The sequence below is a fragment of the Leptolyngbya sp. AN10 genome (genome assembly GCF_050565645.1).
Lineage (GTDB): Bacteria > Cyanobacteriota > Cyanobacteriia > Leptolyngbyales > Leptolyngbyaceae > Leptolyngbya.
Map to the genome: position 1 here is coordinate 15251 of NZ_JBNXVP010000066.1, position 13338 is coordinate 28588.

The 13338-nt window shown below is 44.5% G+C and carries 9 protein-coding genes; 6 read left to right on the forward strand and 3 right to left on the reverse strand.

Translation table 11 applies throughout. The annotated features are described in order from the left end of the window. Positions 1-27 precede the first annotated feature (27 nt). From dnaN to ACQ4M5_RS39335, 4 genes are all read left to right on the forward strand, one after another. Complete coding sequence (dnaN, locus tag ACQ4M5_RS39320) at positions 28-1374, forward strand: DNA polymerase III subunit beta (RefSeq protein WP_430681235.1); 1347 nt, start codon at positions 28-30, stop codon at positions 1372-1374. 20 nt (positions 1375-1394) lie between these two features. After that, entirely contained in the window at positions 1395-2771 is a 1377-nt protein-coding gene (gene dnaX / locus ACQ4M5_RS39325) for a DNA polymerase III subunit gamma/tau (RefSeq protein ID WP_430681236.1), read from the forward strand. Positions 2772-2856: 85 nt separating this feature from the next. Beyond that, complete coding sequence (gene holA / locus ACQ4M5_RS39330) at positions 2857-3810, forward strand: DNA polymerase III subunit delta (RefSeq protein ID WP_430681237.1); 954 nt, start codon at positions 2857-2859, stop codon at positions 3808-3810. A gap of 267 nt (positions 3811-4077) precedes the next feature. Next, on the forward strand, positions 4078-4623 hold the full coding sequence (locus ACQ4M5_RS39335) for a hypothetical protein (protein ID WP_430681238.1): 546 nt from the start codon (positions 4078-4080) through the stop codon (positions 4621-4623). On the opposite strand, the gene ACQ4M5_RS39340 is transcribed toward ACQ4M5_RS39335, so the two are convergent. The 3 genes from ACQ4M5_RS39340 to ACQ4M5_RS39350 form a co-directional block, all read right to left on the reverse strand. After that, positions 4581-6938, reverse strand: a complete 2358-nt coding sequence (locus ACQ4M5_RS39340) for an NB-ARC domain-containing protein (RefSeq protein ID WP_430681239.1) — start codon at positions 6936-6938, stop codon at positions 4581-4583. The two genes, ACQ4M5_RS39335 and ACQ4M5_RS39340, sit on opposite strands and share 43 nt — an antisense overlap. A 118-nt stretch (positions 6939-7056) precedes the next feature. Further along, positions 7057-7491, reverse strand: a complete 435-nt coding sequence (locus ACQ4M5_RS39345; protein WP_430681240.1) for a hypothetical protein — start codon at positions 7489-7491, stop codon at positions 7057-7059. A 38-nt stretch (positions 7492-7529) separates the two neighbouring features. After that, a complete protein-coding gene (locus ACQ4M5_RS39350) occupies positions 7530-9545 on the reverse strand; it encodes an FHA domain-containing protein (protein WP_430681241.1) in 2016 nt (671 codons plus the stop codon). A 337-nt stretch (positions 9546-9882) separates the two neighbouring features. On the opposite strand from ACQ4M5_RS39350, the gene ACQ4M5_RS39355 reads away from it, so the two are divergent. Together ACQ4M5_RS39355 and ACQ4M5_RS39360 are read left to right on the forward strand one after the other, a co-directional pair. After that, entirely contained in the window at positions 9883-11508 is a 1626-nt protein-coding gene (locus ACQ4M5_RS39355) for a hypothetical protein (RefSeq protein WP_430681242.1), read from the forward strand. Between the two features lie 401 nt (positions 11509-11909). Beyond that, positions 11910-13229, forward strand: coding sequence for a PP2C family protein-serine/threonine phosphatase (locus ACQ4M5_RS39360; protein WP_430681243.1), 1320 nt, complete (start codon positions 11910-11912; stop codon positions 13227-13229). The last annotated feature ends 109 nt before the right edge of the window (positions 13230-13338 follow it).

Below are 13338 nucleotides of genomic sequence, written 5' to 3' on the forward strand. Positions count from 1 at the left end.
CATGACTTTCGTTGCAAATTCTTCACTATGACGACAACACAAATTTCACCGATTGATGAAATCGCGGCGGCACAGGCTAAATCGAAGCGGAAACGCTCCACTCGTCGAGCAAAACCACCACAAATCGGGATGAAGCTGACCGTTGGGCAAATTAGCCTGAGTGAAGCACTCGTCTTTGTCAAAGCTGTCGTGCCCAGTAAGCCCCTGCATCCAGTGCTGGCAAACGTTCTCGTGGTTGCTGATCAGGAGACGCAGCAATTAACGCTGACAACCTCAGATATGGCGATCAATCTCTCTGCCAGAATCGAAGCCACGGTAGAACACGCAGGTGCGATCGCACTTCCCGCAGAAGTCCTGAGTGCCGTGGTGAGCAAATGCCCGGTTGGATATTTGACGCTGGAATCGATGGAATCTGGCAACAAGCTCACGGCGACCCTTCAAGATCGGCAAGGCGGTACAACCGAAATTCGTGGGATGAGCGCAGAAGAATTTCCAGAAATTTTGCAGGTTCAGAATCAACCTGTTTCTCTCCCTGCAAAGGTTGTGCAAGTTGGATTGAAAGGTGTTCTGTTTGCCGTTAGCAGCGATGAATCGAAACGCATTCTGACTGGCATTGAATGGCAATTGAACGCAGGGACGCTCTGTTGTACGGCAACCGATGGGCATCAGGTTGCTTTTGTGAATCTGGAAACGGACGGGATCGGTAGACGCAAACGGAAACAGCGATCGGAGTTGATGAGTTCCCTGGTAGTTCCCGGTCGAGCGATCAAAGAGTTAGCCAGAACTGTGGATAAAGTTGAATCTGAAACCCAGCTTCAAGTCGCAGTCGATCGCGTAGAAGAAAACGCTGCAAAGCGAGTGCAGTTCACCGTCGCAGCATCTGGGATTTCAAAGCAAATTGTTTGTCAGTGTCTTGAAGAATCGTACCCTGATTGTCTGGCACTGCTCGATCGCTACGAGTTCGATACCACGGTCACGATTAACCGTTATGCCCTAATGACTCGATTAGAGCGGCTTTCCGCACTGACTGATAAGAAGGCGAAAGGCGTAAAGTTCGCTTTCAATCATGAGGCAAAGAAAATCGAGCTTTTGATCGAGCGAGAGTATGGAAAAGGCAAACAGGTCATGGATGCCGAAGTTCCAGCAGAACTGGAAGGGTTTGAGATTCGGTTTAACCTTCAGTACGTGATGAACATTCTCAAAGCGATGAGTAGCGCTGCGTTGAATCTGGTAGTCAGCAAACCGAGTAGCCCTGCCAAAGTTCAATCGGCAGGAGATATCGAAATTCCTGAACTGACTCTGAATGCAACTTACTTTCTCATGCCGATGTGTAGTTTGAACGAAGTTGATGACATTGCACCTGATCCGTCTTAATCCTATTCACTACTGGAATTATGAATACTGCATTGCATTTAGCTTATCGACCCCAAACGCTGGATGATTTGGTTGGGCAAGTCTACACACAGCGCACATTACGGAACGCGATCGCACTCCAACGTATTGCCCCTGCTTACTTGTTCACAGGACCCAGAGGTACAGGTAAAACCAGCACTGCCCGAATCTTCGCTAAATCTCTCAATTGTTTGAGTGACGGTCAAACAACTCTAACCCCCTGTGGAGAATGTCAATCTTGCCGCTCGATCGAAGTCAGCAACAGTCTCGATGTCACTGAAATTGATGCAGCTTCTCATAACGGCGTAGATGATGCCAGAGAATTGACTCAACGAGTGAATTTCGCACCTGTTTTGGGACGGTATCGAATTATTTTGCTGGATGAAGCTCAGATGCTCACTTCTCAGGCACAAAACGCTTTACTCAAGTGCATTGAGGAACCGCCGAATCATGTTGTATTCATCTTGTGTACGACTGAAGCCCATAGGGTTTTACCGACAATCACAAGTCGATGTCAGCGATTTGAGTTTCGGGCGCTGTCGGTGAAAACGATCGTCAAGCATCTGCGATCGATTGCTAACCAAGAAGCGATCCGGGTTCAAGATGAAGCCTTAGTTGCGATCGCAAGGTTATGTGAAGGCGGATTACGAGATGCGCTCCAACTGCTCTCCCAAGCTCGATTACTCGACGATGAAGTCACCGCAAGTCAAATCATTGAAATGGCAGGCGGCGTAACTGAAGCAGATTTATTACAGATGATCAATGCGCTCTCACACCACGATACGTTTGCATTGCTGCAAACGGCTCGTCACTTGATCGATAGCGGCAAATCACCCAAGCTGATTCTCAGCAGTTTGCTTCAGGTTTATCGGGACATATTGATCGTCCAGGCGGATGTTCAGCAATCAACATTGCTTACCAGTTCAATCAGTCGAAAACATCTTGCTGCTATCGCAAACCGTTGGAGCCATACCCAAATTCAAGCAGCACTAGCACAACTCCAGACGAGCGAAGGGCAACTCAGGTTCAGTCCGAATGCACAAATCTGGTTAGAAGTCTGTTTGTTGAACTTGATCCCAACCGGATCAGCACCAATCCCGTCACTCTCTCAGAAGTCTCAACACAATGGCAACGGAGAGAATGCAGTGGCTAGGATCTGGCAGACCGTGATTGAGAACGCATCGGATAACGCTAAATCTCTGCTTAGGAACGCGCAATTGCAGAGCTTTGATGGTCATCATGCAGTGCTGACCGTCGATGCAAATGCGCTCGGTAAGTTTGAAGCGAATCAGTCTAAGATTGCTCAAATGATTCAGCGGAGCGCGAAGACAAAGCAGGCAATAACAGTGACATTTCGAGTCACGGCTACCGCAGTTTGAGCTTTGGCGAGAATTTCCATCACCCGTTCTCAACTTCTGATTTTGACAGGGGTTGAGAACGTTTCTTCATGTGGAGACAAGTACAATGCCGTTATTTTTACTCATCGGTCAAGATCAGTATCAGATTCAGCAGCAGATTATGAAACTGAAAGCGCGACTGAACCCTGATTGGCTGGTATTCAATGCTCATACCTATTCTGCTGAGCAGCTGAACGATGCGATCGCAACCGCTCGAACTGTTCCAATCTTTGACGACCGAAGACTCGTATTCGTTGAGAATTGTCAGTTCCAGCAATTTACAGAGCGCCAGTTTGAACTTCTGCGAAATCTTGTTCTTCCTGCTCAGACGATTCTGGTGTTTACGGGACGGAGCATTGATAAGCGGTTGAAAGTCGCGAAACTGTTACTAAAAATGGGTAAGCTGCAAGAATTTGAAACGATTCCGCCTTGGCGAACAGATTTGATTGAGGATGCGATCGCGCTTCAAGCCAACCAGCACAACCTTCGCCTTTCTCAGCCCGTGATCGCTTATCTAGCAACCGCCATTGGCAACGATCGCGCTCGAATCGATGCTGAACTAGCAAAGTTATCGGTTTATGCGAATGGAAAGATCTTGACCCTAACTGATGCTCAACAACTCATTCCCAATACAACACAGAATAGTTTGCAGCTTGCTGGAGCTATCAGAACTGGCAATACGAATCAAGTGGTTAGCTTACTAACTCAATTGTTTAGTAGAGCAGAATCGCCGTTGCTCATTCTCGCAACCTTGATGACTCAATTCCGAACTTGGCTATGGGTTAAAAGTGCTGTAACAAGCCCAGTGCGCCTTAAAGATGCAGAATTAGCTAACTGCTGCAACATTCACAATCCTAAGCGATTGTATTATCTACGACAGGAAGTTTTGGCAATTTCAACTCATGCATTGACTCAGGCGGTGGCTGAATTACTCATCTTGGAAAATCGTCTCAAGCAAGGAGAAACGACTGAAATTGTTCTTCCTGCGATCATGAAAATGGCGCGATTTTTTCACGATTAACTTACAGGTAAGGAATAAGTTTGCCGTCTTGAATTTTCAAGGCTTTAATTTATTCCAATAGCAACTAGACAAATTGAGAACTAGCAAGCAAGCAAGCAAATAAATCTGCTGTTCGGAAATAACTCACGAATAGGGTCCATACTTCAAGGATCAGTTTTAAGCGCACTTGGTTCCCCCTCTAGCGCACTTCACACATAGTCACTGGACTTGCGGCTCACCTCCTCTAGGTTCTTATCTGGAATAAGACACCAATGCGGAGAGACTTCTATGTTTGCATTCAGGCACACAGGCAGCTGGCAGCTACTAATTCAAATCTTCATCAGGACAAACTGGTTGACTGCCGTACTGAAGAAGGATTCTGCTGAACAACCATTCATGTTCAGGCAGGCAATTATTTCAATTTACCAATGCTTTCAATTCCTGTTGTTGATCAGTTATTATCCCAATGTGCGATTTGTACCAAGTCGGGAAATTGATGCGGTTATTCACGTTCTTGAGCAGAACTACCTGTTCAATCGTTATTTTTACCACCAACCTGGACTTGGAACACGGGGCAAGAAAGATTACCAAAAATGGCTACTGCTTTTTCAAATGACCTGCGAACGATTTGAATACCACTTTGGCGTTGATGTAGTAGATAAATCGCAACTTAATGGCTTTCAAATCAATACACATCAGGAGACAATGTTACTAGGCAAATGGCAACCTGCATCATGTGAAATCTGCTTGAGGTTGCCTCCTAGTAATCAGGAAGAGAACGCATTAAGTGCCTACTTCTCGCTAGGCTTTTCTAAACACTGCAATAACTGTTGAGTTTCTTCTGCTTCTGGATACATTCCTATTTTTTCAAACGTTCTAAAAGCTTCTGATGCCCAGTGGTGTGCCTCATGAAGACGACCTCTTGCCTGCTCTAGCTCAGCCATCGATCGTTTGCAGTAAGCTATTCTGGTTTGATCTTGTTGAGACGCAGCAACTTGCAAGCCATTCATCAGTAGAGTTTCAGCTTCGTTTAAATTTTGCTTAGTAACAATTGCGATATCAGCCAGCCAATTTTGAATTAGAAACGTTAGCCGCAACCACTGAGTTGCTTGCGCGTTTGCCAATGATGCCTGAAAAGCAATTTTAGCTTGGTGGTAGTTACCAGTCTTAAAGTAAATCTCGCCTTGATAATATTGAAGCTGAGCCAGTTGGCGGCTTTCTTCTTGCTCAAGCGGCAATTGCTCTAGTAGACGGATGGATTGCTGTAGCCAATTCTTTGCCATATCAAATTCCTGTTTCTGAATGTGCAGTACAGCAAGGTGCTTGAGTAAATCTACCTTCATTAAGGGGTTTTGATACCTTACTAGTTTCAATGCCTCATGAAGCAGACAACTCGCTTCTTCAAATTGCTGTGGCTTACCAATCAAAATAAAAGTCCAAGCCCGTTCCAACATCACTTTGACAGCAGTTTCCCAATCCGCTTTATGCCTTGCCATGTTGAGTAGCCATGCTGTCCAAGTTAGTCGATCGTCAAAATATATATGCCGCCCGCTCTGCCGGGATTTCAGACGAGTGTAAGCTTCTAGGTTTTGCCAAAATGTCAAAACTTCGAGATACCGTTCCTCGGTCATGCACCAATCCATGACGGCTTGAAAATTGCTCCACTCCTCTTCCAAGCCATCAAATTGCCCTTGCCATTCATGTGCCGTCTGTTTAGCATAGCGATTCGAGAAAGTCAAGTACCAGTTTACCCAGCGTTCTTTGACTTGCTGCTCAAAATTACTATTTGCCCTAATTTCGCCCAGTGCATACTCACGGGTTAGCGGTAATATGCTGTAACGATTGTTTTCCTGTTTGACCAAAGAAAGACCGCGCAATTGAGCCAAATTACTGCGGTTTTTCTCAGGATCAGCATTTGGGACAGCGATCGCGGTTAGTGCTTCTTGGTGGGCACTGATCGGGAACAGAGTAAGTGTCATGAATAATTGATGAGCGGCTTCTCCTCGGAGAAGGGAGATAGAACTTTCAAAGCAAAATCGGGCAACATCGCCTGTTGGGTGTGAGAGACGTTCAATCACCTCTGGCAGTGGACATCCATTCGCAAGTTGTCCGATTGCATAAGTAATCGCAACTGGAACTCCTCCGGTTGCCTGATAGAGTTGATTACAGTCTTCACCTACAATCGGGAACTGCTTTTCTTTTGCTTCATGCCGAATCAATCTGAGACTATCTTCTCTAGTCATGCAGGATAGACGGACTGGGGAAAAAATAATTTGTTCTCTAGTTGTGATAATTGCTTTGACAGTTGAGGGAAGCTCGTAGAGAAAGGCAATGACTTCTTCTTGCTCTGTCACTGTTTCTAAGTTATCCACAATGATGAGTGTTCGTTGCCGCGCTAGCGCATCTTTGATTAGATCAATTTGTTCATTAAATTCGGCGCAAGTGATATCAATGTCATCTCCTAAAATACGAGAAATTTGGCGAAAAACGTCTTGTAGGGTTCGTCGAGGCGATAGACTCTTTAGAAATCCCCAAGGAGTAAGGTAAAACTGTTTTGCTGAGACGAATATAATGATATCAAATGTTGGAATTGAGAAATCACGACTAGCGCCTGCTCGAAGACAACGATAGGCACACTCAACTACAAGAGAAGTTTTTCCCACACCTCCGATTCCGTCTACACTGATCAAATGGGCACCACTCGTTGGGGAAAGTAGCCCCAGCAATCGATTAATCTCCCCCTCTCGACCAATGAATTCAGTACAGCTTGGTGCAGGAAGGTTATGACGGATAGATTTAGTTAGGTCAAGAGAGTTGCTTATCGTTTGCTCAGATTCTAGAATTTCAAATCGAGCATGAGCCGATTGCTTTTGTTTGGATTGCCTGAATAGGTTTTCTAGTGTTAGGTGAACAGTATTTAGTCGAATCTTCTCTCCCACAACTTCTGACAGCAATTCCCACAGTTTAGGACAGAATACTCGTTGAACTGTTGTATCTGCATAGCCAGGAATTTTAATTTGAGACAAGCTCTTGCCCTGTAGGACTTGTTCAAGAATGCGATATTCAATCTCTGTCAACGCTTTTGCCTTTTTTGCGATGACAGATTGGTTGGCTGTTTCTAAGATTTCTGTAATTTGTTCAGGAGTCATCGGTCTTCAGCACGTGAATCTTTAGGATGAGCCTAACCCGGATTTTCTCAAAGTTCTAACCATTCAAGTCAAGGGATCAAATTGATCAGTTGAAAAATCTTAACTTCAATGATGATTCTCACCATTTCCCAATCCATTCTCCGCCTCGGAACCGCCAGTGTGGAAATAGTAAACGCATGATAACCCAGGACAACAAATAGGTCGCAAGCCAAACTAACACATAGTGCAACGCGAACCATTGAAGCGGAAATTCCTGGGGGATATGAGGTAGACCCACAAATTTGATCATTCCAGCTAAAAGCAATCCCTCTGCGATCGCGCTTGCCAACTGAAATAAACCGGGCCAGTCATGATCCCACATCAATTGCTGTAAGAAGTTATAAAGATAGTCCCAAGCAATGCCGAATAGGAAGACATACAGTAAAACCCAATAGTAGCCCCAAGTCATGCCTGAACCGATGATCCCAAAAGCAAAGGGAGTACTTACGATAACCCCCACCGTTGATAATAAAAATAAACGAGTTTGCCAGCGTCCGAGTAATGTTGGTGTCATAGAAAATCTCCTGATTCTTGGATAGTAAAACTGTTCGATTAAGGGCGTTGATTCATTGCCCACTTGAGCCATTGGCTGAACGATCGCAATCCCGAAATCGAGTGAACCCTTTTTGCCCTTGTCTGCACTAATTTTGCAACGGCTTGTTGTGCAACGTATTGCAGTCCTAGGAAGGTATCAACAGGCGCATAAGGTCCTCCTAAAGTCATGATGCCAGCCGCAAACATTCGTCCTTTGCCGTTTCGCATCTTCTCTAACTCAAAACTATTGGTGACGTGCAATCCGTTCAGTGGATTCAACGGCAGGTTATAGAATTTGACCAAGTCTCCGAGCAAAGGATCTTCGATCGGCTTTGCTGTTAATCCGGTCGCATCAATGATGAAATCTGCTTTGAGAATCTCTTCACTGCCAGCAATCCGCCGCTGAAGACACACTTCTAATCGTCCGATTTCATCGCGATCGACTTGTTTGACAATGCCGACGACTCGTTCATACCAAAGTTGTTGGATTCCTTCTCGCACAATCCGCCGCCAATCACGTCGATTCGCTGTCGTTGTACCGCCCCAATCCCGCAATAGTTGTGTTCGTTCAGCCGGACCTGCTGATTCCAAACGCGATCGCATATCGCCCCCCCAAGTTCCTTTGGGCCAGTTAAATGGTTGAAACTCCCAACCATTTTCTCGATATCGACGTGCGAGATGGAACCGATTTGATTCGGTTTTTTCAGAGCGAACTAGATGAATGACTCTAATTTGAGGATGATACTTGCGGGCTTCGTATAACCGTTGAAGAATTCGACTAGCAACGATTCCTTCACCTCGGAGGATCACAATGCCACCTCGTTTCATCAACTTGTCATAGATATGCTCATGGTTCTCATACGCATTGACGATCGCCGTTGTGTCTCCAGTTCGATGGCGATACTCTTGTAAGTCATCCAGAAATCTGACATTGGTATAGCCAGTTGATAAGTAGACGTAACGAGCAACAAGGTATTTATAGGTTGGTGATTCAGTTCTAGAGTTTGGGTCAAGGTAGGCAACAACGTAGCGGTCGTCTGTGGTTTTACGAATCGCTCGGACATGACCACTGCGCCAAATCTCATACCAACCAATTCGTTTTGCCTCTCGTTCCATTGCAGCAAAAACGTCACCCGATCGAGGCGTGTAGGTATCAGATAAGGCAGGTTCGCTAAAGACCATCCACAGCAGCTTTAGAGAATGATCGAGCCGCCCTTTGGTAAAACATTCTCGCCATGCTTCTCGAATTGCATAGCCTGGGAAGCCCCAAATATTATCTGGGCAAGAATCTGACCCTGATCGCAGTCGTTCATAATCTGGAATTTGTGAATTCCGGCAAATTAATTGGTAGCGACCATAAGGCTGGGGTTCTCCACGACCAATGACCGAAATTCGATCTAAGTTGACACCTGCAATCCGCAGAGTATTCACAAAGGTGAAACTTCCAATTCCGCCCCCGATTACAACAAAATCCCTTTCTTCATAGTTGCTGAGATATACCCTCGCTCTCAATTCCTCCAAAGGAACTTGATGTGCAGAGAATGATCTAGGCAGTGATAATGCTTGGATGCGTTCAGCATAACTCGGCTTCAGTACAAAAGACCCTTCATTGAAGAGGCTAGATTCTGATGAGTTTCGCTGCTCCACAATTGTAGATGTGTCAATTATCGTTGGTTGGTTAGTAACTTCAATGTTTGATGGACTACGTGACAGAACAATCAAATGAATCAGATACGGACCTATCTGTAATGTGTCGCCATTCGAGATGGCACAACTTGCTTGGAGTACTTTATGTCCGTTTACGAATGTGCCATTGGCGCTATGATCTTCAAGCAGCAATTGACCACCGCTGTAGGTAATGATGGTGTGCAAGCGTGAAACTTGCTGGCTACTAAGTTTGATTTGAGAAAAAGTTTGATTTTGACGATCGCTTAGCTGCTTCTCTGGATGCCTACCCAACGCAATTGGAACAGTACAAACTACTTCTTGCTGTTCACCTGCGATCGGATCTTCCCAACTCAATTGAACTCGCATGGATTTTATCCTCATGTAAGGTTGTTAGAGTGTTTTAATCATTCAGCACTTTAATTTGGTTGCTCTCTTCAAGGCTATAGGCAGACATCTAAATAAAGCCTATAGAAAGAGGCTTTCATTTTGTGCCATAGTCTTCAGCCAGAACTTCAGACTCCTACTCAAGATTTTCAGGATTTACAACTTTGAGAAACATCTGTCCTGTCTTCTAACTCTCTGAGTCTGCGACCTATGCACTATCATTTTCTGATAGTTGTTTCTGGTGAAATCGATTCTGAAAACTCTAGTCATCCATGAGTCTGTCTATTACAATCAGCCATAATTGCATTTCAGTTCAGCTATGTCACTACGCAACATACCTACGCTCAAAGCCTCACCACGCGGAAAAGAGAAAATACAAGTAGCCAGAAAAGCGAGGGGCTGGAAATACAATGCGGAAGAAGACGATACTCCCCTTCGAGAAGCAACGCTGTGGTTGCAGCCTCAGAGAAAGCAGTGGTGGGAAGAGCAGTGGAACAAAGATGAGCGTCTGTATGCTGATCTAGCCTCAGCAGGAACTTGGAAAAGGTTTCAAAGAGCAGAGGAGCGAATCAAGGCTGATGCTTTTAAGGCGTTTTGTCACGTTCTTGGTCTCGCTTGGGAAGCGATCGCAGGTTTGGATGAAACAAAACTACCCATGATTGGCGACTCGCCGGATCTGTGTGCATTCTATGGCAGAACGTGGTATTTGAAGAAACTAGATAGCTACGTCGTTCAGGAACACGCCAGATTGATAGCGATTTACGGTGAACCTGGAATTGGTAAAACTTCTTTGATCCGGCAATGGGTTGAGAAGATTAGAACTGAATCCTCCGAGTTTGCGGAGATTATTTGGTTAACGCCTAACTCTTTTTTGCCCGATCTGTTTCCAACTGAGACTCATTTTTCATCTGAGCCGATTTCGGTTTTATTTGAATTACTAAAGAAGCAGAAAAGCTTAATTGTGTTAGATAGATGGACTGAAATATTGGGAATGGAGAGGCATTCCGCTGAATATTCTGGTGAAAAATATGACGGTGCGAAGCTATTACAAAAACTTGGTCAGCAAGAACATACTAACTGCCTAATTTTAATTGGTGATGAAAAACCAATCGGAGTCTCCAGTAGTGTTAGTTCAACTCGACTAATGCGATTAGAAGAACTTGGCAAGTTTCGCTCTGATTTTTGCGAATTTGATGATGATAAGAAGATATTAGAAGCGGAGGAATTACAGGGTGAAGAAGGGGAGTTGAGTGCTTTTTTGACTCGTTATGGCAATCCATCTGTTCTAAAAGTAATTGCTGCTAGAGCTAGAGTTGTATTTGGCGGTAGTGTCACTAAATTCGTCAGTGGTCAATATTCGTTTATTTTAGATGCAAATTTCTATCAGCGATTGGAAAGAGTATGGAGCAGACTCTCGAAAGATGAAAGAAAAGTCATGTATTGCCTAGCAATTCGACGAGAATCATGCTCGTTTACTCAGTTAGAAGAAGCCATTGCTAGTTTTTCTATTCGCTCAGATGGGCTTATCGAAATTCTATATTCTTTAATTGAACAATCACTCGTAGAGTGCGACGAACTTCTTGATCATAAAGAATACTTGTACAGTTTAAGTTTAGTTTGGCAGAAATTTTCAACAAAACAGTTAATCCAAGAGAGCGCAGAGGAGATATTTAGGGCAATTGAAAATGGGAAAGTTCAACACACAGAATTGTTCCTGGGTCTTGCTTTTGTGACTCCCGATTTACAGGATAAACAAATTGAGCTTGAACAGACTCGGCGGATTGTCGCTCCTATTCTCAATGAATTGATGAGCCAGCTACAGGATAGCGGCACCGTTCGTGAAGGATTGGAAAAAATCCTGGCTTCTCTGCACCAGCATGGAAGTATCAGTGCTTTCGGTATTCAAAATGTTGAAGCTTTGGTTTCAAAGTTCACTAACCGATGATCCAATTTGGCGAGTGCTCAGTTTTGGGATTTTGTCAAGTCCCACTTACTGCGCGAGCAACTGAGCTACTTGATGAGCCAAGTTGTAACTCAACTGAACCTGCGCTGGCACTTGGAGAACTGCTAGAAAGCAAGTTTTGATAGCTATAGAGCAAAGGCTGCCTGACCAGAGACTAGCAGGGCGATTACTCGCGTGGCAATGAAGATCTTGAAAATTTTGAATGATCAAGTTCTGAATATCACGTTACAAAATGAGTTTGCGCTTTTGTAGGCTGTGGAGGAGCAATCTGCGATCGCGAAATCACGCCTGATAATGTCGAGCTTTCATACTCACTTGCATAGGTCTGGTCACGCGATAGCTACTGCTTAGTCAAATCTGAATCCACTAGAAGAGGAAACCTCATGCCACATGGAAACCTCAATAAAAATCCCTTTTGCCACACCACAGTCAATAAGCGCAGGAACAATGAAGATCAGCAAAGTACTTTTCTGTTACCTTATGCAGAAGATGCTTTGCCGATCAGAGTTGTAATTGTGGCTGACGGAATGGGTGGGCATGAGCATGGTGAGGATGTTAGCCAGCAAGCTGTTCTGAAGGTCAAAGAGTTCCTTAATGAATCGATCGAGCAGGTTTATAAAGGTGTACAACTGACACCGGAAGATTTAAAGAACTTGCTGCGTAGAGCGATTGAAAGCACGAATCAGCTTGTATTGCGAATGGTTGAAATCAATGATTGGAAGCGAGCAGGATCAACGATCGTGATCGCTGCAATTTTAGGAGATCAACTGATTGCGGCGAATCTTGGCGATAGTCCTCTATTTCATTATCAAGCTCGTCAACGCAAGGTAGTTCGGGTTACGCAGGATCACTCTGTTCCAGGTATCTTGGCACAGGCAAAGTTAATTTCGGAAGAAATGGTACGCTATCACGAAAGACGAGGGCAGCTAGAGTTCTTTTTGGGTGCAGAGGCTTTACCGCCTTTAGACTTTGTGTATGAGCGGACTTTAGAGCCAGATGATTTAGTGCTGCTTTGTTCAGATGGTGTGAGCGGACTAATGAAGTTAGAGCAGATTGAAGAAGTTCTTGGCGATTCAAGCTCTAGCTTAGAAGAGAAAGCAAACCAACTCATTCAGACGGCTAGAACACTTGGGGAAACCGACAATCAAACATTGATTTTGTGGCAATACAGTGCAATGTCTGCACAAAACGATCGTACTTCTCGCAGTAAGCTTTCTAGCAGAGAGGCGTTACCTGCTCCAGACCTAGAGATCAATCTAGCTCGTTTAGATATAAGCCAGTCTACAAGTCAATCAAGCTATTATTCGAGGTCAACTTCTCCTCCTCGATCAAGCATTGAAACATCACTGGTTCGATCGCCACGAGCGCGAAGAAGGAACAGAATCTATCGTTGGAAGCTAGGTATCGTTCTAATATTACTACCTTGTTTTTTTGCTCTCGCTCTAATTCTGTACCTTACGTCCTTTAACATTCTGCCTTTGTGGAACTTGAGTCAGGACAGTTTACGAGCAATTCGTGAGAGACTACCATCTTTCCCAGAATTTGTACAATTCGGCTCACAGCAATCAGCTCAATCTAATGCGTCGCCTTCGCAAGTAAATACAATTGGTTTAACCATTGCTCGGCTTGAAAGTAATGGAACAGTACTTATTACTAAGGATGCAAGGGGAATAGAAAAGCAATGGCTACTTAGGGCTTGCTGAGGAAGTCTAAGAAGCTTTCTAGGACTGAATTTCAGCGGGATAAATTGCTGATAAAATGCAAGATAAAGCACTATAAACCGTGCAAAAACCTTGCATCTGATTTTACTAT